Annotated in this window: 22 protein-coding genes; 8 read left to right on the top strand and 14 right to left on the bottom strand. The window is 72.4% G+C overall.

The annotated features are described in order from the left end of the window. Positions 1–47: 47 nt before the first annotated feature. Complete coding sequence (locus ACF059_RS10695) at positions 48–1,124, bottom strand: hypothetical protein (protein WP_392054334.1); 1,077 nt, start codon at positions 1,122–1,124, stop codon at positions 48–50. A 320-nt stretch (positions 1,125–1,444) separates the two neighbouring features. On the opposite strand from ACF059_RS10695, the gene ACF059_RS10690 reads away from it, so the two are divergent. The 6 genes from ACF059_RS10690 to ACF059_RS10665 all read left to right on the top strand — a co-directional run bounded on the left by ACF059_RS10690 (position 1,445) and on the right by ACF059_RS10665 (position 7,673). Beyond that, positions 1,445–2,410, top strand: coding sequence for an ABC transporter substrate-binding protein (locus ACF059_RS10690; protein ID WP_392054331.1), 966 nt, complete (start codon positions 1,445–1,447; stop codon positions 2,408–2,410). 2 nt (positions 2,411–2,412) lie between these two features. Beyond that, positions 2,413–3,375 carry an amino acid ABC transporter permease gene (locus ACF059_RS10685; protein ID WP_392054328.1) on the top strand — a complete coding sequence of 321 codons (963 nt, stop codon included), beginning with the start codon at positions 2,413–2,415 and terminating at the stop codon, positions 3,373–3,375. An 8-nt stretch (positions 3,376–3,383) separates the two neighbouring features. Further along, positions 3,384–4,136: an amino acid ABC transporter ATP-binding protein gene (locus tag ACF059_RS10680; protein ID WP_392056587.1), complete on the top strand. Its 753-nt coding sequence runs from the start codon at positions 3,384–3,386 to the stop codon at positions 4,134–4,136. Further along, a complete protein-coding gene (locus tag ACF059_RS10675) occupies positions 4,133–5,347 on the top strand; it encodes a M20/M25/M40 family metallo-hydrolase (protein WP_392054324.1) in 1,215 nt (404 codons plus the stop codon). Before ACF059_RS10680 ends, ACF059_RS10675 begins: the two co-directional genes overlap by 4 nt. Before the next feature lie 50 nt (positions 5,348–5,397). Continuing rightward, entirely contained in the window at positions 5,398–6,690 is a 1,293-nt protein-coding gene (locus tag ACF059_RS10670; protein WP_392054321.1) for a cyanophycinase, read from the top strand. 110 nt (positions 6,691–6,800) lie between these two features. Beyond that, positions 6,801–7,673 (top strand): MurR/RpiR family transcriptional regulator, encoded by an 873-nt coding sequence (locus ACF059_RS10665; RefSeq protein WP_392054318.1) that lies wholly within the window; start codon positions 6,801–6,803, stop codon positions 7,671–7,673. A 25-nt stretch (positions 7,674–7,698) separates the two neighbouring features. On the opposite strand, the gene ACF059_RS10660 is transcribed toward ACF059_RS10665, so the two are convergent. The 8 genes from ACF059_RS10660 to ACF059_RS10625 form a co-directional block, all read right to left on the bottom strand. Further along, positions 7,699–8,700: a TIGR03842 family LLM class F420-dependent oxidoreductase gene (locus tag ACF059_RS10660; RefSeq protein ID WP_392054315.1), complete on the bottom strand. Its 1,002-nt coding sequence runs from the start codon at positions 8,698–8,700 to the stop codon at positions 7,699–7,701. 12 nt (positions 8,701–8,712) lie between these two features. After that, positions 8,713–10,113, bottom strand: coding sequence for a dihydropyrimidinase (gene hydA / locus ACF059_RS10655; RefSeq protein WP_392054312.1), 1,401 nt, complete (start codon positions 10,111–10,113; stop codon positions 8,713–8,715). 32 nt (positions 10,114–10,145) lie between these two features. Next, positions 10,146–11,441: an aspartate aminotransferase family protein gene (locus tag ACF059_RS10650; RefSeq protein ID WP_392054309.1), complete on the bottom strand. Its 1,296-nt coding sequence runs from the start codon at positions 11,439–11,441 to the stop codon at positions 10,146–10,148. Then, on the bottom strand, positions 11,438–12,280 hold the full coding sequence (locus ACF059_RS10645) for a nitrilase-related carbon-nitrogen hydrolase (protein ID WP_392054306.1): 843 nt from the start codon (positions 12,278–12,280) through the stop codon (positions 11,438–11,440). The genes ACF059_RS10650 and ACF059_RS10645 overlap by 4 nt, the downstream gene beginning before the upstream one ends. Before the next feature lie 180 nt (positions 12,281–12,460). Next, complete coding sequence (locus ACF059_RS10640; protein WP_392054303.1) at positions 12,461–14,044, bottom strand: hypothetical protein; 1,584 nt, start codon at positions 14,042–14,044, stop codon at positions 12,461–12,463. Positions 14,045–14,143: 99 nt separating this feature from the next. Further along, positions 14,144–14,524 carry a PPOX class F420-dependent oxidoreductase gene (locus ACF059_RS10635; RefSeq protein WP_360889408.1) on the bottom strand — a complete coding sequence of 127 codons (381 nt, stop codon included), beginning with the start codon at positions 14,522–14,524 and terminating at the stop codon, positions 14,144–14,146. Positions 14,525–14,626: 102 nt separating this feature from the next. Continuing rightward, positions 14,627–14,806 (bottom strand): hypothetical protein, encoded by a 180-nt coding sequence (locus ACF059_RS10630; RefSeq protein ID WP_392054299.1) that lies wholly within the window; start codon positions 14,804–14,806, stop codon positions 14,627–14,629. A gap of 111 nt (positions 14,807–14,917) precedes the next feature. Next, the gene (locus ACF059_RS10625; protein WP_361939329.1) at positions 14,918–15,169 is read right to left on the bottom strand and encodes a helix-turn-helix transcriptional regulator; all 252 of its coding nucleotides are present in this window, start codon (positions 15,167–15,169) and stop codon (positions 14,918–14,920) included. Positions 15,170–15,233: 64 nt separating this feature from the next. Between ACF059_RS10625 and map the strand changes: the two genes are divergently transcribed. Beyond that, positions 15,234–16,001: a type I methionyl aminopeptidase gene (map, locus tag ACF059_RS10620; protein ID WP_392054297.1), complete on the top strand. Its 768-nt coding sequence runs from the start codon at positions 15,234–15,236 to the stop codon at positions 15,999–16,001. 33 nt (positions 16,002–16,034) lie between these two features. Here the strand turns inward: map and ggt are convergent, their stop codons facing one another. After that, positions 16,035–17,831, bottom strand: a complete 1,797-nt coding sequence (gene ggt, locus ACF059_RS10615) for a gamma-glutamyltransferase (RefSeq protein WP_392054294.1) — start codon at positions 17,829–17,831, stop codon at positions 16,035–16,037. A gap of 139 nt (positions 17,832–17,970) precedes the next feature. On the opposite strand from ggt, the gene ACF059_RS10610 reads away from it, so the two are divergent. Continuing rightward, entirely contained in the window at positions 17,971–18,696 is a 726-nt protein-coding gene (locus ACF059_RS10610) for a hypothetical protein (RefSeq protein WP_366864127.1), read from the top strand. Here ACF059_RS10610 and ACF059_RS10605 read toward each other — a convergent pair. The 4 genes from ACF059_RS10605 to ACF059_RS10590 all read right to left on the bottom strand — a co-directional run bounded on the left by ACF059_RS10605 (position 18,656) and on the right by ACF059_RS10590 (position 22,670). Then, a complete protein-coding gene (locus tag ACF059_RS10605) occupies positions 18,656–19,927 on the bottom strand; it encodes a cytochrome P450 (RefSeq protein ID WP_392054291.1) in 1,272 nt (423 codons plus the stop codon). The two genes, ACF059_RS10610 and ACF059_RS10605, sit on opposite strands and share 41 nt — an antisense overlap. A 78-nt stretch (positions 19,928–20,005) precedes the next feature. Beyond that, positions 20,006–20,533: a hypothetical protein gene (locus ACF059_RS10600; protein WP_392054288.1), complete on the bottom strand. Its 528-nt coding sequence runs from the start codon at positions 20,531–20,533 to the stop codon at positions 20,006–20,008. Beyond that, positions 20,530–21,975, bottom strand: a complete 1,446-nt coding sequence (locus tag ACF059_RS10595) for an ATP-binding protein (RefSeq protein ID WP_392054285.1) — start codon at positions 21,973–21,975, stop codon at positions 20,530–20,532. The genes ACF059_RS10600 and ACF059_RS10595 overlap by 4 nt, the downstream gene beginning before the upstream one ends. Beyond that, positions 21,972–22,670: a response regulator transcription factor gene (locus tag ACF059_RS10590; protein ID WP_360889436.1), complete on the bottom strand. Its 699-nt coding sequence runs from the start codon at positions 22,668–22,670 to the stop codon at positions 21,972–21,974. Before ACF059_RS10590 ends, ACF059_RS10595 begins: the two co-directional genes overlap by 4 nt. Positions 22,671–22,689: the final 19 nt, after the last annotated feature.

Below are 22,689 nucleotides of genomic sequence, written 5' to 3'. Positions count from 1 at the left end.
TCACCGAACAGGCAGGTCACCGCAGGGCGGCGCTGTCCGTGTCGGCCTCAGCAGCCGGTGACGGGGGTGCCGCTGTACAGGCTGCCGTCGGTCACGCCGTTGGTGACGCTCCTGAGGTAGTAGCCGCAGGTGGGGCGGTTCTTGAAATCAAAGGTCTGGCCGGAGGTGAGGCGCCAGATCTTGAAGCCGGAGTAGGTGAGGGGCTGCCCGGGCACGGCCTTCTCGGGCTGGTGGTCTCCCAGGACGACGTAGGTGTCGGCCCCGGAGAGGGTGGCCAGGCCGTTCTTGTCGATGAAGAGGGAGCCGCCCTCTTCGACGCCTACGCCCCAGGCCTTTCCGCCGGTGACCAGCCCGTCCTGGAGCGCCCGTGCGACGAAGGCCATGGTGCGGCCCATGCGGTCGCGGGTGACGAAGTGGGAGTCGTTGATGGTGCCGGCGTAGTTCGGCCAGTCGAACATGCCCGTGGTGAAGGTCGCGTACGCGTCGTAGGGGTCGGCCAGGGCCTCGCCGGAGGTGATGCTCCCTCGGCAGGCGTCGTACACGACGGAGCTGTTGATGTGGTGGCCGGCGCTGCCGCCGCCCGCGCCCCCGCCCTTGGCGACGACCGACTGGACGGAGGAGCGGAGCGAGGTGGACTTCCAGGCCGCGTACTTGCACTGGTCACCGCCGGCGAAGTAGACGAACTCCGCGTTCCGGATGTCGGTGTTGGCCTGGGCGTTGTTGCCGTCACTCGCCCTGGTCAGCGTCCAGGTGGTGCAGGAGTTGATCCCGCTCAGGCGCATGACCGCATCGCACTCGGGCGTCCTGCTGCCGGAGCTCGGCGTGGACGCCGCCAGCACCACCACGTCGAGCGAGCCGGTTCCGCCGCGGATGGCGTCGACGGCCTTGGTCATGGAGGCGGAGACGATGCCACCGGACCCGTTCATGGTGAAGGCGGGGCCCGACCAGGTGGCCCGGCCGGCGTCCGCGGAGCTGCCGAGGCGGATCCGGCTCGCGGCGGCCTCGGCCGGATCGGCCTGGACGCACGCACCGGCGACGACCGCCAGAGCAGCTGCCACGCAGGTGGCGACGCGGTGTGCGGCTCGGCGCCGCGCGGGCGGGGTGGTGCGGGGGAACGGACGCATGGGGTCCTCCGTGAGCAGCGGTGAGGGGGGCGCAGCGATGCGGTGAAGCAGGCGCTGCGGCTTGCCGCAACGGAAAGTACAGGTCAATCAGACAGGGCGGTAGATGTAACGCAGCACTTGGTCAACGATGAGGCCGCCATCCTTGATTGGGCAGATGAGAGCCCCTCTCCTGCCTGTCCGGTTGCCGCCCGCAGCGCGTTGCCCTTCATGAAATAGGCGTTACATCTAGCCAATCACATGCCCATCATGTAATTTCCTGGCGTGTCAGACGGTGGCGCACGCAGTCGTCGCCGACCGGTCTTCCGAGAGGGTTACCTGTGATGCCAACCCCGCCCCTGCGTCGCGCGACGACGGCCTCCGCCCTGTCCGCGGCGATCCTCATCACGGTCTCCGCCTGCGGGGGCGAGGCCTCTGACGGTGCCGCCGAGCCGTCCGCCGCCGCCCCAGCCACGGTCGCGGTCGCGGGAGTCACGATCGCCAAGGACGCGGCGCTGCACTCCGCCCTGCCCGCGAAGATCAGAGAGTCGGGTGTGGTGCGCGTGGCGACCGACGTCCCCTACGCACCCTTCGAGATGTTCGTGACCGAAGGCAAGCCCGAACTGACCGGCCTCGACTACGACCTGGGCCAGGCGCTGGGCGCGAAGCTGGGGGTGAGGTTCGCCTTCACGCCGCAGAAGTTCGACGGCATCGTGCCCGCCGTCCAGGCGGGAAAGTTCGACGCGGCGATGTCGGCCATGACCGACAACAAGGAACGGCAGGCGGTCGTCGACTTCGTCGACTACTCCGTCTCCGGCTCCGGGATCATGGTCGTCAAGGGCAACCCGGCGAAGATCACGACCCTGGACGACCTCTGCGGCAAGAAGGCCGCGGTGCAGGCGGCGACCAACCAGCTCAGCCTGCTCCAGGAACACCAGGCCGCGTGCAAGGCCGCGGGCAAGGCCGAGATCGACATCCAGACCTTCCCCAAGGACTCCGACGCCCAGCTCGCCCTGCGCTCCGACAAGGTCGTCGCCCAGGTCCAGACGAAGCCGGCCGCGGGCTGGGCCGCCAAGACCGCCGACCAGGGGAACGCCTTCGAAGTCGTCGACGACCCGGCCGCCGCGGGCGGATACGGCGCCTCACCCAACGGGATCGCCGTGTCCAAGAAACTGCCGCAGCTCAGCGACGCGATCCAGAAGGCGCTGCAAGCCCTGATCGACGACGGAACCGTCACCAGGATCTTCGACAAGTACGGCGTCGCCTCCATCGCCGTCAAGGAGGCCACCAAGAACGCGGCGGTGGACTAGAGATGACCACCACCACGGCTCCCGCCGACCTCGACCGTGCGGCGCCCGAGGAGCTCACGATCGTTCCGCTGCGCCACTACGGCCGCTGGATCGCGGCCCTCGCGGCGGTCGCCGCCCTCGCCGGCACGGCCGGATCGCTGGCGAAGAACGACAACCTCCACTGGGAGATCATCGGCCACTACCTCTTCGCCGACCTCATCTTCTCCGGGCTGGTCACCACCCTCTGGCTCACCGCGGCGGCGATGGCCCTCGGGCTCGTCCTGGGCACCTTGGTCGCGGTGATGCGCCTGTCGGCCCATCCCGTGCTGTACGGGATGTCGTCCCTCTTCGTCTGGTTCTTCCGCGGCACTCCCCTGCTGGTCCAGATCATCTTCTGGGGGTACGCCGCCGCGCTCTACCAGTACGTGATGATCGGTATCCCGTTCACCGACATCACCTTCCTCCGGATCGAGACCAACTCCCTGCTCACCCCGGCGGTCGCCGCGCTGCTGGCCCTCGGCCTCAACGAGGCCGCGTACGCCTCGGAGATCGTCCGCGCCGGCATCCAGTCAGTGGACACCGGCCAGGCCGAGGCGGCCCATTCCCTCGGCATGCGGCCCGCCCTGACGATGCGCCGGATCGTGCTGCCCCAGGCCATGAGGGTGATCATCCCGCCGATGGGCAACGAGACGATCAACATGCTCAAGATGACGGCCCTGGTGTCGATCATCTCGGCGCACGACCTCATGTCGAACATCCAGGACGTCTACGCGCAGAACTACCAGGTCATCCCCATGCTCGTGGTCGCCAGCCTCTGGTACCTCGGGCTGGTCACCCTGCTCGGCGTTCCGCAGGCGTGGCTGGAGCGCCGCTACGGCCGCGGCGCCGGGCGCGGCGGTCACGTCTCGCCGCTGCGCCGCATGCTCGCGGGAGCCCTCACCCGACCCGCTCGGGCGAAGAAGGACAGCAAGGAGGCGGTCCGGTGAACGTCCCCATGGTCCACGCCCAGGGCGTGCGCAAACACTTCGGGAAGCTCGAAGTGCTCAAGGGCATCGACCTGACCGTCCGGCGCGGCGAGGTGTGCTGTCTGCTGGGGCCGTCCGGCTCCGGAAAGTCCACCTTCCTGCGCTGCATCAACCACCTCGACAGGGTCGACGGCGGGAAGCTCGCCGTCGACGGCGAGCTGGTCGGCTACCGCCAGAGCGGCCCGCGGCTGCATGAACTGCGGGAGAAGGAGGTCGCCGCGCGACGCCGTGACATCGGCATGGTCTTCCAGCGGTTCAACCTCTTCCCCCATATGACCGCCCTCGAAAACGTCATGGAGGCCCCCGTCAACGTGTGCGGGGTCGACAAGGCGCAGGCCAAGGCCGCCGCACACGACCTGCTGGAGCGGGTGGGCCTCGGTGACCGGGCCGGCCACTACCCCGCGCAGCTGTCCGGAGGGCAGCAGCAGCGCGTCGCCATCGCCCGGGCCCTGGCCATGCAGCCCAAGCTCATGCTCTTCGACGAGCCCACCTCGGCGCTCGACCCCGAGCTCGTCGGGGACGTCCTGGACGTGATGCGGCAGCTCGCCGCCGACGGCATGACGATGGTCGTCGTCACCCACGAGATCGGCTTCGCACGCGAGGTGGGGGACACCGCCGTCTTCATGGACGACGGCGTCGTCGTCGAATCCGGCGATCCCCGCCACGTCCTCGTCGAACCTCGTCAGGAGCGCACCCGCGCGTTCCTCTCCAAGGTCCTGTGACCGCCCCCTCCCGGGAGCGGCTGCGCGCCACCGCGCTGCTCCCGTACGCCGAGGCCCGCCTGGAGGGCTACCTGGACGACCTGGCCGGCCTGGTCGCCATCGACTCCGGCTCGTACAGCCCCGACGGCGTCAACCGGATGGCCGACTGGACCCGGGAGCGGCTGCTGAGGCTCGGATTCGACGTCGAGCGCATCGCCGCGGCTCCCGCCCACGGCCACCCGGTCGGCGACGTGATCGTCGCTCGCAAACGGGGCGACCTGCCCGTCACCGAAGGCGGCCGGCGCGTCCTGCTCGTCGCTCACCTGGACACCGTGTTCGAGGAAGGCACCGCCGCCGAACGGCCCTTCGCCCTCGACGGCCGCATGGCGCGCGGGCCGGGCGTCAGCGACGACAAGGGCGGCCTGCTCGCAGGTCTCAGCGCTCTTGAGGTCCTCGAAGAGACCGGCACGCGGCAGTACGCCGAACTGGTCTTCCTGGCCACGCCGGACGAGGAGATCGGCGCACCCGCGAGCCGCCCAGTCACGGAGGCGGCGGCCCGCGGAGCCCATTTCGCGCTCGCCCTGGAGTGCGCGCGGGAGAACGGCGACGTGGTCATCGCCCGCAAGGGCGTCGCCGACTTCCGGGTGACGGTCACCGGCCGGGCCGCGCACGCCGGCATCGAACCGGAGCGCGGGGCGAACGCCGCCCTGGCGGCCGCCCACCTGGTCGTGGCCCTCCAAGCGCTCAACGGCCACGAGGACGACGTCACCGTCAACGTCGGCGTCGTCCGCGCGGGGACCCGTGCCAACATCGTCTGCCCGGAAGCCGAACTGCGGGTCGAGGTGCGCTCGGCCACCGCCGCCGGTATCGCAGCGGCCAGGTCCGCGATCGAAGCCGCGGCCGCGCGGCCCGCCGTACCCGGTACCACCGCCACGGTGGAGCAGCTGGACCTGTGCCCGCCCATGGAGGACACACCGGCCTCGCGCCGCATGTTCGACCTGGCCAGGAAGATCGCCGCGGAGCTCGGGGTGCCGCTCGGCGGCGCGGCGACGGGCGGCGTGGGAGACGCCAACTTCATCGCGGGCACCGGCGTCCCCACCCTGGACGGCCTCGGCCCGGTCGGCGGCGCCGACCACACCCCCGAGGAATGGCTGGACACCTCCACCGTTCCGCTCCGCGTCGCGCTCCTCGCGTCCCTCGTCGCCGCACTCGGCGACAGCCGCATCGGCTGACACCCACCGCGGTCCCGGCCACCACCGGGCCCCTCCCCAGGAGACACCACATGCGCATCCCCACCCGAGCCCGCCGCACCACACTGGCGGCCGGCACCGCCCTCCTGCTCACCCTCGCCCTCGCCCCGACGGCTGGAGCCGCCACCCCGCCCCGCGCGGGCGACCGGGGCTCCCTCGTCCTCGTCGGCGGCGGACTGAAGGCGGACAACTCACAGGTCTACGGCGAGATCATCACCAGGGCCGGCGGCGCCTCGGCGAGGATCGGAGTGATCACCGCCTCCTCCGTTCCCGCCAGCCAGGACCCGTACGCCTCCGACCCGGACAAGTGCAGCAACGCGGAGTGCAACGGCGCCTACTACGCCGCCCTGTTCGAACGGCACGGAGCCGCCGACGCCGAGTGGATCCCCGTAGACCTCGACCACCTGGCCAACGCCGACTCCGACGAGGTCGTCCGGCAGGTCGACTCGATGACCGGCTTCTTCTTCGGCGGGGGCGACCAGTACCGCTACGTCACCACCCTGCTCCACGGCTCCGCCCACACCGACTCCAAGGTCCTCGCCGCGATCCGCGCCAAGCTCGCCGCCGGTGCGGTCGTATCCGGCTCCAGCGCCGGAGCGCAGATCGCCGCCGCAGCCGACATGGTGACGGGAGGCGACTCCTACGAAGGGCTGCGCGACGGTAGCAGCCCGGGCTACTTCGAGGACCCGACCCGGCTCGGGTATCTGCCCGCCGGCGGGTTCGGCTTCCTGCGCTCCGGGCTCATCGACACCCACACCGGCGCCTACGGCCGCGAAGGCAGGGCCCTGCGCCTCGCCGCCGAGACCGGACACGACCGCGTGTACGCACTGGAGGAGAACACCGCCCTCGTCGTGGAGGCGCCCCGCACCCCGCACGAGCGCCTGCGCGTTCTGGGGCCGCAAGGAGTCGCCGTCCTGGACCTGCGCCAGGCCCGGACGGGGAAGACCGCATCCGGGGCGTGGTCCCTCACCGGCGCCCGCTACACCTACCTCACCGATGGCGACCGCTACGACCCCAGCCGCTGGCGCGTCCTGCCCGACGCCGGCAAGCGGCCCCTGGTGGCGACCTCCGCTACCCCCGTCCCCGCCAACCCCGACGTGTTCCACTCCGCGGCGAACCCCGCCGGCGCTCCCTACTCGTTCCTGGGCAGCGCGCGCGCCCTCGCGGCCAGCGCCGTCCAGCGCACCGCGACCGCGGCCACCTTCGAGAGCGGGCCCCGGTTCACCGTCACCTTCGGCAAGCGACCCGGATTCACCGCATGGACCAGTGACGGCGCCACCGCGCGCACGCTCACCGACCTGGAGGTGGCCGTCACTCCGGAGTGACGCCGCCCCGGCACAAGGGCGTCCGGCCGGCCCCTCCCCGCGCTGGGCGGCAGTAAGCTCGACCAGCCACCCGTCACCCCTGTCCCACACCACGAAAGCAGACCCCGCGCATGGCCCCTGGCACGCTCGCCGACGAGATCCGCCTCAAGCTGGGCGACGTCAGCCCCGCCGAACGCAAGGTCGCGCGCGTGCTGCTGGCCGGCTACCCCTCAGCGGGCTTCGAGACCATGGCCGTCCTCGCGGAGCGGGCCGCCGTCAGCACCCCCACGGTCCTGCGCTTCGTCAACCGGCTCGGCTACCGGGGCTTCCCCGACTTCCAGGCCGCGCTGCGAGCGGAGCTCGACGAACGCAACGCCTCCCCCCTCTCCCTGTACGAGGCCACCGACTACGGCCGCAGCAAGGGCGGGCCGGAAGAAGACCTGTCCCTCCTCCAACGGGGCAGCGACGTCTTCAGCGCCGCCGTGGCACAGACCCTCGCCGAGCTGCCCCCGCACGACCTCGAACACGCGATCGGACTGCTGTCCGACGGCAAACGCCGCATCACCCTGGTGGGAGGACGCTTCACGAACCTGTTCGCCCAGTACCTGGGACTGCACCTCATGCAACTGCGCAACGACGTGCGGTTCCTGCCCGACCGCAGCGTCGAACGCACCGCCGTGTTCGCGGCTCTCCACCGCCGTGACGTCCTCGTCGTCTTCGACTACCGGCGCTACGAGCAGGACAAGGTCGCGATGGCCGAACTCGTACGAGCCCAGGGAGGGAAGGTCATCCTCTTCACCGACATGTGGCTCTCCCCGTCGTCCGCCCACGCCGACGTGGTCCTGCCCAGCCAGGTCGCGGCCCCCTCCCCCTACGACAGCTTGGTGCCGACCCTCGCCGTCGTCGAGACGGTCGTCGCCGGAGTGCTCACCGCCCTCGGGGAGGACGCCCACCAGCGGATGCGGCACGGCGAGGAGACCGCCCGCCGCATGGGCCTGTACTGACGACGACGTTCCTCACGGGCGGGGATCAGTCACGCAGCGCCGGGATGACGTGCTCGCCGTACGCGTCGATGGTCGCTTCCCTCGCGTCGTGCATGTCGTACACCGCGAACTGGTCCACGCCCAGGTCGCGCAGGGCGCGCAGCTTCTCGATGTGCGCCTCGACCGGGCCGAGCAGGCAGAAGCGGTCGACGATCTCGTCGGGGACGAAGTCGGTGGAGGGGTTTCCGGCGCGGCCGTGGTGGCTGTAGTCGTAGCCCTGGCGGGCCTTGATGTACTCGGTGAGCTCGTCGGGGACCATCGAGGAGTGCTCGCCGTAACGGCCGACGAGGTCCGCGACGTGGTTGCCGACCATCCCGCCGAACCAGCGGCACTGGTCGCGGGCGTGCGCCAGGTCCGCGCTCACGTACGCCGGGGCGGCCACGCAGATGGTGACCGCGGACGGGTCACGGCCGGCCTCCGCCGCGGCCTGCCGGACCGACTTCACCATCCACTCGGTGAGGTAGAGGTCGGCGAGCTGGAGGATGAACCCGTCCGCCTTCTGGCCGGCCAGCGCGAGGGCCTTCGGCCCGTACGCAGCCATCCAGACGGGGAGCTTGCCCTCGCGGATCCACGGGATCCGGATCGGGCTGCCGTCGACGACCGCCTCGCGGCCCTCCGCCAGGTCGCGGATGACGTCGATGGCCTCGCCGAGCCGGGCCAGGGTGTTGGGCTTGCGCCCGGCGACCCGCATGGCCGAGTCGCCCCGCCCGATCCCGCAGACGGTGCGGTTGCCGTACATGTCGTTGAGGGTGGCGAAGGTGGAGGCGGTGACCTCCCAGGTGCGGGTGCCCGGATTGGTCACCATCGGGCCGACGTGAAGCTTCTGCGTGTGGGCCAGGATCTGGCTGTAGATCACGAACGGCTCCTGCCAGAGGACCGCCGAGTCGAAGGTCCAGCCGTAGCGGAAGCCGTTGCGTTCGGCGCGCTTCATGAGGCTGACGACCTGGGAGGCCGGCGGGTCGGTCTGGAGGACGAGGCCAAAGTCCATACGGGACTCTCCTTACAGGTACTGGCAGGTGGAGCGCGGGATGAACACCCCGTGGCCGGCCCGGCCGGTGAATTCGCGCTGCTCGATGACGAGTTCGCCGCGCGAGAGCACGGTGTCGACGCGTCCGGTGATCCGCTTGCCCTCGTACGCCGAGTAGTCCACGTTCATGTGGTGGGTCTCGGCGGAGATGACCTGCTCGGCGTGCGGATCGTAGAGGACGATGTCGGCGTCGGAGCCCGGCGCGATGGTGCCCTTCTGCGGGTAGAGGCCGAACATCCGGGCCGGGGTCGCGCAGGCGATCTCGATCCAGCGGCGGCGGCTGATGTGCCCGTCCAGGACCGCCTGGTGGAGGAGGTCCATGCGGTTCTCCACCCCCGGCAGGCCGTTCGGGATCTTGGAGAAGTCGCCCCGGCCCAGCTCCTTCTGGCCGCGGAAGCAGAACGGGCAGTGGTCGGTGGAGACCACCTGGAGGTCGTTCGTCCGCAGCCCCCGCCACAGGGCCGCCTGGTGCTCGCGCGGCCTCAGCGGGGTGGAGCAGACGTACTTGGCACCCTGGAAGTCGGGCTCCGCCAGGTTGTCGGTGGACAGGAACAGGTACTGCGGGCAGGTCTCCCCGAAGACGGGCAGGCCCTTGTCCCGGGCGGCGGCCAGCTCGGCCACCGCCTCCTGCGCCGAGACGTGGACCACGTACAGGGGGGACCCGGCGACCCGGGCGAGCTGGATGGCACGGTGGGTGGCCTCCGCCTCCAGGAGCACCTTGCGGACCTCGCCGTGGTGGCGGGGGTCGGTCTCCCCGCGCGCCAGGGCCTGTTCGACGAGGACGTCGATCGCGATGCCGTTCTCGGCGTGCATCATGATCAGCCCGCCGTTGCCCGAGGCCCGCTGCATGGCCCGCAGGATCTGTCCGTCGTCGCTGTAGAAGACGCCCGGGTAGGCCATGAACAGCTTGAAGGAGGTGACTCCCTCCTCGACGAGGAGGTCCATCTCCTTCAGCGTGTGCTCGTTGACGTCCGAGAGGATCATGTGGAAGGCGTAGTCGATCGCGCACTGCCCGTCGGCCTTGGCGTACCAGGCGTCGAGCCCCTCGCGCAGGGCGTGGCCCACGCTCTGCACCGCGAAGTCGACGATGGTGGTGGTGCCGCCCCAGGCCGCGGCCCGGGTGCCCGTCTCGAAGGTGTCCGAGGCGGAGGTGCCGCCGAAGGGCAGCTCCATGTGGGTGTGCGCGTCGACCCCGCCCGGGATGACGTACTTCCCGGTCGCGTCGATGGTGCGGTCGGCCGTCCAGGCCGCGGCGGCGGCCGAGCCGTGCGCGGCGAGGGCGGCCACGCGGCCGTCCTCGATCAGGACGTCCGCGTGCAGTTCGTCGGCGGCGGTGACGACGAGGCCGCCGCGGATCAGGGTGCGGATGCTCATGGGTGAGTCCCCCTACTGGATGGTGGGTCCCCCTACTGGACGCTGCGCAGAGCCCGTTCGAGGATCTCGGCGCCCTCTTCCGCCTCGGAGACGGTGAGGGAGAGCGGCGGGGCGATGCGCAGCACGCTGGTGTTGTGACCGCCGCCCTTGCCCAGCAGCAGGCCGCCTTCGCGGGCCGCTTCCAGTACGGCGGCGGCCGCGTCCGGGTCGGCCTCGTCGGTACCGGGCTTCGTCAGTTCCAGGCCGGCCATCAGGCCCCGGCCGCGGACCTCCCGCACGGCGGGCACGTGCGCGGCGATGGCCCTCAGCCGCTCCAGGAGGAGGCCGCCGACACGGCGGGCGTTGCCCTGGAGGTCGTGTTCCAGCAGGTACGCGAGGTTGGCGACGCCGGCGGCCATGGTGACGGGGGAACCGCCGAAGGTGGAGATGGAGTTGGAGTCGAGGCAGTTCATCACCTCGGCGCGGGCCACGACGCCGCCGATGGACATGCCGTTGCCGATGCCCTTGGCGAAGGTGAGGATGTCCGGCGGGCCGTTCTGGGCGTGGGCCTGCCAGCCCCAGAAGTGGTCGCCGGTGCGGCCCCAGCCGGTCTGCACCTCGTCGCTGATCCACAGGATGCCGTGGCGGTCCAGGACCTCGCGGAACGCGCCGTACAGGCCGTCGGGCGGGGAGGTGAACCCACCGACGCCCTGGACGGGTTCGGCGATGAGTGCGGCCACTCCCCCGCGGGCCTGGCCCAGTACGTCCTCCAGGTCCGCGACGGCGGCCGCGGTGAAGGCGGTGTCGTCGAGGTGGGCGAAGGGGCCGCGGGAGCGGACCGCGCCGTGCACGTAGTACGTCTGGAGCGGCGAGAGGCTGGTCGGGGACCAGCCCCGGTTGCCGGTGATCGAGACGGTGGAGAAGGACCGGCCGTGGTAGCTGTTGCGCATCGCCAGGATCTGGTTGGAGCGGCGGTACGTGGTCGCGAGCAGCAGGGCGGTGTCGTTGGCCTCGGTGCCGGACGTGGTGAAGAAGACGCGGGCGTCGGGGATTCCGGACAGGGCGGCGACCCGCTCGGCCAGCTCGATCATCGGCCGGTTGAGGTAGAGCGTGGAGGAGTGGATGATCCGCCCGGCCTGTTCGGAGACGGCCTTGGTGACCTCGGGCAGGGCGTGCGCGGTCATCGTGGTGAGGATGCCGCCGAAGAAGTCGAGGTAGCGGTTGCCGTCGGCGTCCCAGACGTGGCGGCCCTCGCCGTGGGTGAGCTCGATGGGGTGCTTGTAGTAGAGCGCGAGCCAGTCGGGCAGGACGGTGCGGTGGCGGCTGTGGAGCGGGATCGGGTTGGTCACGGCTGTACGAGTCCTCCGTAGGCGTCGGGGCGGCGGTCGCGGTAGAAGGCCCATTGGGTGCGGACCTCTTCGATGAGGCCGAAGTCGAGGTCGCGGACGAGGAGTTCCTCTTCCTTGTCGCTGGCGACGTCGCCGACGAACTGGCCGCGCGGGTCGACGAAGTAGCTGGTGCCGTAGAAGTCGTTGTCGCCGTACTCCTCTTGGCCGACCCGGTTGATGGCGGCGATGAAGTACTCGTTGGCGACGGCGGAGGCGGGCTGTTCCAGCTGCCACAGGTGCGAGGAGAGGCCGCGGTGGGTGGCGGAGGGGTTGTAGACCAACTGGGCTCCGGCGAGTCCCAGTTGGCGCCAGCCCTCGGGGAAGTGGCGGTCGTAGCAGATGTAGACGCCGACCTTGCCGACGGCGGTGTCGAAGACCGGCCAGCCGAGGTTTCCGGGGCGGAAGTAGTACTTCTCCCAGAATCCCCTGACCTGGGGGATGTGGTGCTTGCGGTACTTGCCGAGGTAGCTGCCGTCGGAGTCGATGACGGCCGCGGTGTTGTAGTAGAAGCCCGCGCTCTCCAGCTCGAAGACCGGTACGACGATCACCATGCCGGTCTCGCGGGCGAGGTCCTGCATGCGGCGGACGGTCGGGCCGTCGGGGACGGGCTCGGCCCAGCGGTAGTGCTCGGGCTCCTGGACCTGGCAGAAGTAGGGGGCGTTGAACACTTCCTGGAAGCCGATGATCTGCGCGCCCTGGGCGGCGGCCCGGCGGGCGTGCGCCTCGTGTTTGGCGATCATCGATTCGGTGTCTCCGGTCCAGGTGGCCTGGACCAGCGCGGCGCGGACGACTTGGGCCATGAGCTGCTCCTCGCGAACGGGAACGCCGGGTTCTACGCACGTAGACGGAGTACGTAGGGAGTAGAACGTAGGCCTCGTCACAGCCCGGGGCAAGACCGCCTTGCACAGTTGGAGTAGTCGATCTCGTTACGTCACCCCTCGGTCGATTGCGGTCAGCAGACGGGCGGGTTGTGTCTTGGTTCAGGGCGTGACGAGGCCTGCCACGCGTAAGGCGTGGGCGAGGTCGCGGTGGTGGGGCCCGGCCAGGGCGCGGGCCGCGCTGAGCAGGCGCGGGGCGAACCACTGCGGGTCGCGGCGGGCCAGCCCGGCCGCCTCCTCGGCGGTGCGGACCCGGACGAAGGCGCCGAGGAGGGCCTCGGCCTCCCGGATCCGGCCTGCCTCGTCGAGGGCGAGCGCCGCGGCCGCGACCTCGGCGGCCGGGCGGGCCGCGCCCTGGCGCAGCAGGCGGTCGCAGTCGGCCTGGCGGCCGGCGTCACCGAGGGCGGCGGCGGTGGCCGCGAGGTGCCCGGGCGGGAGCGAGGCCGCCTCCCAGAGCAGGGTGTCCCAGTCCGCGGCGAGCCCGGCGCGGGCCAGTTCGGCGGCCAGTGCGGGCAACCGCCCTGCGGGCCAGGCCGCGGCCTCGCACAGCAGCGCGTGCGCCTCCCCGCTCCGCCCTTGCGCGCGCAGCGCGAGCAGCTCGGCGGCGAGGTCCTCCGCGCGACGCTCTCCGCCGCCCCGGGGATGACCGGGCCGCTCCCCGCCCCCGGCGGGCGTCTCAGCGGCCACCGGCTCCGGCCGGCCCCCGCGGACGCCCGGGGCGACGGATTCGGCGTCCCGCCCTTCGCGGCGGCCGAAGCGGGCACCGCGGGGCGCCGAATCCTGCGGGGTGCCGAAGCGGGCGCCGCGGGGCGCGGGGAGCTCGCCGGGCTCGGACCCGGGCTCCGCGCCGGTGCCGCCCGGGTGGCCCGGCGGGGCGGTGAACGCCGGGGCGGCGGGGGCGGCCGAGCCGGCGTACCGGGCACCCCCGGCCCGCCGCCCACCCCGCAACCACCGCCCCTCGGCCCGCCCCACCGGCGCCACGGGCCCGGCGTCACCAGCCCCGGCCCCTCCACCCCACTCCGACTCCCCGTCGTACGCGGCCTGCCCGGCCGACACCCGGGGCACCGACCCGACTTCGCCACTCCCGGCCCACGGCTCGTCCGCCGCCTGGGCTTCGGCCCACCCTGCCCACGGCTTGGGTGCCGTCTGGGCTTCGGCGGGTCCGGTGGGTGGGGGCGGCGGTGGGGCGGGGTTGGTTCGTCCGGGGGGTGGTGGGGACGGGGGTGGGGTGAGGGGGGCGGCTTGTAGGGTCGTCAGGCGGGACGTGAGGTCCTCGTGGCGGGCGGCGGCGCGGGTTGCGTCGTCCTGGGTCCAGGAGAGCTCTCGGGCCAGGGCGTCGGCCTCGGCGCGGTCGGTGGTCGTGCCGAGCCGCGTCGTCAGGCTGCGCAGGGCCGTCTCGGACTCGGCCCGCTGGGAGGCGGACGCCGCGAGCAGGGTCCGTAGCTCCGCCTCACCGCCCGGCAGCCGGTCCCACACGGTGACGGCCGCGGCGCGCAGCCGCGCCGCGTGGGCGCTCTCGCGCGCCGCGAACTCCGCGCCCCGCGCCACCGCCAGGTCCCGCAGCAGCGACTCCACCACGTCCCAGGGCGGCATCGCGGCCCCGTCGAGACAGGCCCGCATCCCCTCCGGATCCCGGCGCAGGAACTCCCCGTACCAGCCTGCCCCGGGATCCAGTCTCTGCGTCAACCCCCGCAAGTACGCGCAGAGTTGACTGATCGCCGGCGAAGTCGCGCTCTCCATGACCGCATTGGACCCCACCCGTGTTACGGGCGGGCTACGGGAGCCTCAAAGCTTGACGGCGATCGCGGTGTGCGGGCGCTTGCCCCGCCGCGCCAGGGTGGCCGGTACGTCCACCATCCAGAACTGCCACGTGTACTTGCGCGACAGCAGCTTCCGCACCCGCCGCAGCCCCGCCTCGTCGAGCAGCCGGGCCTCGCCCTCCCGCACGGGCGCGCCTTCCACCACGCGCCCGCGCACATCGCACGCGGTGACGGTGACCCGGCCGCTGTTCCTGATGCGCTTGACCTTCCACGAATCGCTGCGCGTCCACACGTACAGCTCACCGCCGTCGGCGGCCGCCCACACCGGCGTGGCCACGGCCGTGCCGTCCTTGCGGAAGGTGGTCAGACTGACGTACCGCGCCCTGCCGAGCTCTTCGAGATCCATAGCGAGACCCTAAGCGGGCGGAGCGGGGCCGGGCCCGGTGGGTGCCCGGCGGTCCGCGCCCCGCCGGATGACGCGGACCAGGCGCATCGGCGTCCTTGATCCTCACGGCGTCGCGCGCTGTAGCTCGGTGTGGCCGGCGACGACGCCCGGGTGGTGGACGAGCACGTCACCGGAGCGCGGCCGGCCGTCCGGGACGGCGCAGGCCGCGAGCAGGAGACCGCCCGCGAGGAGGGCGCCGACGAGGCCGAAACCGAGTCGCTGGGATGCGTTCGTGGCTGACACGCAATCACGCTTCCCCCGCGCTCCGGCGGTCCCACCGCGATTGGGCCGATCGGCCTGCGGGCCCGCCCGAACGGCAGATCCACCGACCAGAGGACAGTGCCAGAGGAGACGTCAGGCGGGGACCGCGGCGCTGCGCCTGAGCAGGTCGTCCAGCGAGAGTCCGAGCGCCTCGGCGAGGGCCGCGACCGTGAAGAAGGCCGGGGTGGGCGCCCGGCCCGTCTCGATCTTGCGGAGGGTCTCGGCGGAGAGCCCGGCCCCGGCCGCGACCTCCACCATGCTGCGCCCGCCCCGGGCTTCGCGCAGCAGCGCGCCCAGCCGCTCGCCGCGCTCGCGCTCTTCGGGGGTGAGAGGGGTACGAACCATGCCCTCATCCTACCCCGCAGCCCAATAACTATCCCGTTATTCTTATACCGGTATAGTTATTGGCATGGTGGAACTGAAGACGGACCGAGAGATCGACGAGATGCGCGCCGCGGGCCGGGTGGTGGCCCAGACGCTGGCCGCCGTACGGGCGGCCGCCCGCGTGGGGATGTCCCTGCTGGAGCTGGACGGGGTGGCGCGAGGAGTGCTCCGGGAGGCCGGGGCGAGCTCACCCTTCCTGGGCTACCGGCCGCGGTTCGCCCCGGTGCCCTTCCCCGCCGTGGTGTGCGCCTCGGTCAACGACGCGATCGTGCACGGCATCCCGGACACCTACCGCTTGCGCGACGGCGATCTGGTCAGCATCGACTGCGGGGCGAAGCTCGACGGCTGGGTCGGGGACGCGGCGGTCAGCTTCACCGTCGGCAGGCCCCGCCCCGCCGACCTCCGGCTGATCGCGGCCGCCGAGGCGGCGCTCGCCGCCGGGATCGCCGCCGCCGTGCCGGGCAACAGGATCGGGGACATCGCCCACGCGATCGGTACGGTCTGCCGCGCCGCCGGATACGGGGTCCCGGACGGCTTCGGCGGCCACGGCATCGGCCGCGCCATGCACGAGGACCCGGGCGTGCCCAACGAGGGGCCGCCGGGACGCGGCATGAAGCTGCGCCCCGGCATGGTCCTCGCCATCGAGCCCATGCTGACCGCGGGCGGTACGGACGACTACCGGTGCGACGACGACGGCTGGACCCTGCGGACCGTCGACGGCAGCCGCGCCGCTCACGCGGAGCACACGGTCGCGATCACCGCCGACGGCCCGCGGATCCTCACCGCGGTCTAACGGCCGCCGATCCCACCCCCGCTCAAGTGCCTGCTACGGCTTGCCGTGCGGGTGGACGACCATCGCCGAGCCCCCGCCCCGGCGCGTGGTCTCGGCCGCCGCCAGCCAGCGGCCGTCCGGCAGGCGCTGGACGCCGGTGGCGGCGCCGATCTCCGGGTTCTGCCGGAAGCCGTGACCCAGTGCCTCCAGCGAGGTCCGCAGCGGGCTGTTCCACAGGCCCGGCTCCAGCTCGGTGGTGCTCTGGTTGCGCTGGCTGGCCCGCGGCGCGGCGATCGCGTCGACCAGCGGCAGGCCCCGGTCCAGGTGGCCGGTCAGGGTCTGCAGGACGGTGGTGATGATCGTGGCGCCGCCCGGGGAGCCGACCGCCAGGACCGGGCGGCCCTCCTCCAGCACGATGGTCGGGGACATCGACGAGCGCGGCCGCTTGCCGGGGCCGGGCAGGTTCGGATCCGGGACGCCCGGCGCGGCCGGGGCGAAGGAGAAGTCGGTGAGCTCGTTGTTCAGGAGGAAGCCGCGCCCGGGGACCGTGATCGCGCTGCCGCCGGTGGACTCGATGGTCAGGGTGTAGGAGACGACGTTGCCCCAGCGGTCGGCGACCGTCAGGTGCGTGGTGTTCTCCCCTTCGTACGTGGTCGGCGCGGCCTGCCCGGTGGTGGCGCACGGCGCTGGGTTCCGCGGGTCGCCGGGGGCGAGCGGGCTGGTCAGCGCCCGGTCGGGCTTGATCAGGCAGGCACGCGTGTCCGCGTACCGCTGGGAGAGCAGCTCCCGCGTCGGCACGTCCTCGGCGGCCGGGTCTCCGACCCAGCGGCCGCGGTCGGCGAAGGAGATCCGGGAGGCCTCGATGAACCGGTGCAGGTACTGCGTCTCGGACAGCTGCGCGAGGTCGCTGCCCTCCAGGATGTTCAGCGCCTCGCCGACGGTGGTGCCGCCGGAGGAGGAGGGCGCCATGCTGTAGACGTCCAGGCCCCGGTAGCTCACTTGGGTCGGGGCCTGCCGTTTGGTCTCGTACGCGCGCAGGTCGCCGGTGGTCAGGTCGCCGGGGCGGACGGTGCGGGTGGCCGCCGGGTCCACCGGGGGCTTGCGGACGGCGTCGACGATGTCCTCGGCGAGGGGGCCCCGGTAGAGCGCGCCGGTGCCCTTGCGGGCGAGCTCGGCGTACGTGGCGGCCAGGTCGGGGTTCTTGAAGGTGGAGCCGACCACCGGCAGGGCGCCGCCGGGCAGGAACAGCTTCGCGGTGTCCGGGAAGTCCTTGAACCGGGCCTGGTTGGCCTCGGTCTGGGCGCGGAAGGTGGCGTCCACGGTGAAGCCGTCCCGGGCCAGTTTCTCGGCGGGCTTCAGCAGGTGGCGCAGCGGCCGGGTGCCCCAGGCGTCGAGGGCGCTCTTCCAGGTGGCGGGGGTGCCGGGGACGCCGACGCCGAGGCCGCTGGTCTGGCCCTCGGCGAAGGGGATGGGCAGGCCGTTCTCCTGGAACAGCGCGGCGGTGGCCGTGGCCGGGGCGGTCTCGCGGCCGTCGATGGTGTGCACGCGGCGCGAACGGGCGTCGTAGTAGACGAAGTACCCGCCTCCGCCGATGCCCGCCGAGTAGGGCTCGGTGACCCCGAGCGCGGCGGCGGTGGCGACGGCCGCGTCCACGGCGTTCCCGCCGGAGCGCAGGACCGCGATGCCGGCCGCCGAGGCGTCGGCGTCGACGCTGGCGACGGCCCCTCCGTAGCCGGCGGCGACGGGCACCTTGGCCGGGGCGGAGTCCTGCGGGGGCGCCGCGGCCCCCGTGGACACCAGCGCCCCGGCGAGGGCGACGAGCGCTAACTGACGTGCGGCGGGACGGTGCATCCGGACCTCCAGTGGCAGCGTCCGCCGAGCCTATCCGCCGCCGTGGCGTTCCGTCAGGACGTCGGCCCTGTGCCGGTCGGTGAGCCCCCGCGCGGACCGGCGGATGAGCCCCCGCGGGCGATGCCCTAGCATCCCGCGCATGAACGACGACGTGCGCAACATCGTGCTCGGGGTGATAGCCACCGCGCTCAGCGGAGGCTTCGGCTGGTTCACCCGGACCTACCTCACGCGCCGCGAACTGCGCCGCAAGCAGGCCTTCTTCGGGCTGCCGACCGGGTCCGACTGCCTGTTCGTGGTCAACCGGCAGATGGGCGGCACCGAATCGTCGCTGCACCGCAACGACGCCTTCGCCCTGCTGGAGATATCCGCCCTGATCAAGGACTGCGGGGCGAACGTGCAGATCGTCACCCACGACACGGCCCGCCAGGGGTTCGGCGAGCGCGCCGAGTTCTGCGTCGGCGGGCCCGTCTCCAACGCCCGTACGACGGCACACCTGAGCTCCATGCTGCCGGGGGTGCGGGTCGACACCTCCACGGAGCGCGGTCCCGACCGCGGGTCCATCAAGGTCGGCGGCGAGACCTACCGCTGGCAGATGGGCCAGGTCGAGTACGTCCTGCTGGCGCGGCTGACGGCGGGGCGCGGCTCACGACCGGTGTTCCTGCTGTCGGGTCAGACCGCCAACAGCAACCAGGCCGCGGCCCGCTATCTGGCCCGGCACCACCAGCGCCTGGCCCGCACGTACCACGGGGACTCCTTCTGCCTCGTGCTGAAGGTGATCAACTCCGATGCCTACGGGCCGGACGTGTCGGAGCTGGTCGCCGACGTCACCGAGGCGGCCCGGACACCCGTAGCGGCAGCCGTGTGATCCCGTTGATGAAGTTGGACACGAGCCTGCGCGGGGGGCCCGCAAGTTCGGGCGGCGGCATGGCCGCGCACCACTCCTCGTAGAAGACGCGCAGCTGGAGCCGGGCGAAGTGGGCGCCGAGGCAGACGTGCGGGCCGTCCCCGAAGGAGACGTGCGGGTTGGGCGTCCGGGCGAGGTCGAGGCGGCCGGGGTCGGTGAAGACGCGCTCGTCGTGGTTGGCGGAGGCGTGGAAGACCACCACCTTGTCCCCGGCCCCTACGGGCTGCCCGGCGAGCTCGGTGTCCACCGCGGCCGTGCGGCGGAAGCTGAGCACCGGCGGGTGGACGCGCAGGAGCTCCTCGACCGCTCCCGCCGGGGAGTGGTGCCCCGCCGCGAGCCGGCGGTAGGCGTCCGGGTCGCCGGCGAGGGCCAGCAGGCCGCCGGGGGCCGCGCTGCGCACGGTGTCGTTGCCCGCGACGGTGAGCAGGAAGAAGAACATCTCCAGCTCGGCCGGGTCCAGTCCGGCCCCGGCCAGGGCGGTCATCACGTCGTCGCCGGGGTGCATGCGCTTGTGGGCGGCCAGGTCGCGGGCGTACGCGAACATCTCGCCGAGCAGCGCCGGGGAGCGCGGGTTGAGGGGCTTGCCGTCCGGGCCGAGCCGGGGCGCGGGCGCGTCCTCGGGGTCCTGGTAGCCGATGATCCGTACGGTCCACTCCAGGAGCAGTGCCCGGTCGGCGGCCGGGACGCCCAGCAGGTCGGTCAGGTTCAGCAGCGCGTACTCGTCGGTGACGGTGCGCACGAGGTCGGCGGCGCCGTCCTCGGCGCCGTCCCGGGCGGCGGCGAGCAGGGTCCGGGCGCGGTCCCGTACCCGTCCGGCGAAGGCGTCGACGCGGGCCGGGGTGAAGGCCCGGGCCACCAGCCGCCGCAGCCGGCCGTGGTCGCCGGCGGCCTTGGCCGGGTCCTGGTTGAGCATGGTGCGGCGCAGGAACGGCAGGTCGGCGGGGTCGGGGTCGCGGATCTGGGTGGCGCCCAGCCAGGAGGAGTACGTCCGGTGGTCGCGCAGGACGCGCACGACGTCGGCGTGCCGGGTGACCGCCCAGAAGCCGGGTCCGGCCGGCCAGCCGTCGATCTCGGGCTCGGCCTGCCAGGAGACCGGGCGGTGCTCGCGCAGGATCCGGTAGCGCTCGTGGGGGATGCCCTCGGCGTAGATCCGGGGGTCGAAGACGTCGGGTCCGTCCGCGGCGTGGTCCATGGGGCCACCGTGACCGGTGTGCGGCGGGGCCGCAAGGGTGCGGCTCCCGCGAGGGCGCCCGCGGGCCGGCCGCACGCGTCAGCTCCGCGCCTCGCACTCGGCGGCCGGGTAGGTGGTGTTGGCGTCGCGCAGGACGACCGGGGTGATGACGTCCGGCACGGCGGAGACGCCGATGGTGCACACCAGCTGGTCGCGGGCCGTCTTCGACAGTCCCGCCACGGCGAAGGGCAGGTGGACCGTGATCCCCGTGCTCTGCGCGTACGGGCCCACCGCCAGCGCCGACTCGTGTCCGGGGGCCAGCGGGGGCAGCGCCGTGGTGAGGCCGGCTTCCTCGGCCGGGCCGCTGGGGCCGTTCAGCAGCAGGAGGAGGAGCGCCCTGGGCGCGATGGTGTAGGCGTTGTCGACGGGGAACGGCACCGGGACGAGCCGGCTGCCGTCCTTGGAGACGAAGTAGAGCACGGCGGTCTTTCCACCGGGGCTCTTGACCGTGGCGGCGTGGCCGCTGTCGATCACGCCGGTGGTCTTGATCCCGCATCCGGCGAGCAGCAGGACGCAGGAGGCCGCCAGCACCGCGGCGGTCCGCGTTCTCCTCTTCCATCCGGTCATGCGCGGGCCTCCAACGGCATGTCGAGGGTGAAGACGGCTCCCCCGAGGCGGCCGTTGGCCGCCCGGAGGGTGCCGCCGTGCAGGCGGACGTTCTCCAGGGTGATGGCGAGTCCGAGGCCGCTTCCGGCGGAGCGGGTCCGCGCCGCGTCGGCCTTGAAGAAGCGGTCGAAGATGTGCGGCAGGACCTCCGGGGCGATGCCGGGCCCGCTGTCGGCGACCTCGATCAGCAGCCGTCCGCCGTCCTGGCCCGCTGCGGTCCGTACGGTGACGCGCACGGGCGCGCCGCCGTGCCGCAGGGCGTTGCCGACGAGGTTGGCGAGGACCACGTCGAAGCGGCGCGGGTCGAGTCGGGCGCGTACCCCGTACGGCAGCTCGACGAGGACGCGTTCGTCGTCCCAGTGGCGTCGTTCGAGGGTCTTGCGCACGGATTCGGCGATGTCCACGTCGTCCAGGTTGAGCTCGGCTGCCCGGGCGTCGAAGCGGGAGATCTCCATCAGGTCCTCGACCAGGACGGCGAGCTTGCCGGTCTCGGCGCTCACCAGGCGCAGGGCCTTGGCGGTGTCGGCGTCCAGGTGCGCGGCGTCCTCGTCGAGGACCTCGGTCACGGCGAGCATCCCCGCGAGGGGGGTGCGCAGTTCGTGGGAGACGTCGGAGGCGAAGCGGCGGGCGCGGGTCTCGGCTTCGCGGAGCTCGGTCACCGACTGCTCCAGGGCGCGGGCGGTCTCGTTGAAGGTGCGGGCCAGTCCGGCGAGTTCGTCGGCGCCCCGGACCTCGATGCGGGTGTCGAGGCGGCCGCGGCCCATCCGCTGGGCGGCCCGGCGCATGTCGCGGACCGGCCGCAGCACGCTGCGGGCGGCCAGCAGCGCGGGCACGACGGCGATGGCCAGTCCCGGGACGGCGCCCTGCTGGGCGGCGTCGACCATGGCCTGGACGGTCTGCTTCTCGGTGGCGAGGGGGACGCTGGCGTAGAAGACGGCGCCGGTGGGTTCGCGGTAGCCGTTGTGCTCGAAGAGGGCGGGGACGCCGATGGTGAGCCACGGGTTGCCGCGCTGGTCCTCGACGCGCTGGAAGGCGGAGTACCGGTTCTCGCGGACCTTCTCCCGCAGGCCCTCGGTGATCACGGTGGAGGTCGGCGTGTCGGGATTGGTGGAGACGCGCAGGTCCTCGTACTCGCCGAAGATGATCCACGGGTGGGGTTTGCCGCGCTTGCCGAGCTCGATGACGACGCGCTGGAGCTCCTGCTGGGTCAGGGGAAGGCGCATCTCCTGCTGCTCGACCTGGTCCCGCAGGGTGTTGACGGCGGTGTCCTGGGTCTGCTTGAGGATGGCGTTGCGCGCCTGCTGGTAGGTGAAGGCGGCGGTGGTCACGGCGCTGATCGCGGCGACCAGCAGGAAGGCGGCGATGAGCCGGGTGCGCAGGCCGAGCGGCGCTATGCGTCTCACCGTCGCGGGCCCTGGACCGGGCCGAAGCGGTAGCCGAAGCCCCGCACGGTCTGTATGTAGCGGGGGGCTCCGGCCGGGTCCTCGATCTTGTGGCGCAGGCGGCGCACGCAGGCGTCCACCAGGCGGGCGTCGGCGTGGTAGCTGTGGTCCCAGACGTACTCCAGGAGCTGCTGGCGGGAGAAGACCTGCTCGGGCGAGGCCGACAGGTGCAGCAGGAGCTTGAGCTCGCTGGGGGCGAGGGCGACGCGCTCGCCGTTCTTGGCGACGGTGAGCCCGCTGCGGTCGATGGCCAGTTCGGCGTGCACCTCGACCTCGGGGCGGACGCCCACCGGGTCGATGAGGCGGCGCAGTACGGCCTTGATGCGGGCTTCTATGACCTCGGTGCGGGCGGGCTTGACGATGTAGTCGTCGGCTCCGGCCTCCAGGCCGATGACGATGTCGAAGTCGTCGCCGCGCGCGGTGAGCATGATGATCGGCACCTCGCTGGTCTCGCGGATGCGGTGGCAGACCTGCACGCCGTTGATCCCGGGCAGCATCAGGTCGAGCAGGACGAGTTCGGGCCGGAAGGCCCCCATCAGGGCGAGGCCCTCCTCACCGGTCTCGGCCGCTCTCACCTCGTGGCCGCGCCGGCGCAGGCCGAGAGCCACTCCTTCCCGGATGGAAGGGTCGTCCTCGATCAGCAGTACGCGTGGCATCCGGTCAGTATCCAGGGTG

This window comes from Streptomyces sp. NPDC016562, assembly GCF_043076955.1.
GTDB lineage: Bacteria > Actinomycetota > Actinomycetes > Streptomycetales > Streptomycetaceae > Streptomyces.
This window is presented reverse-complemented; position numbering and strand designations above follow the sequence as displayed.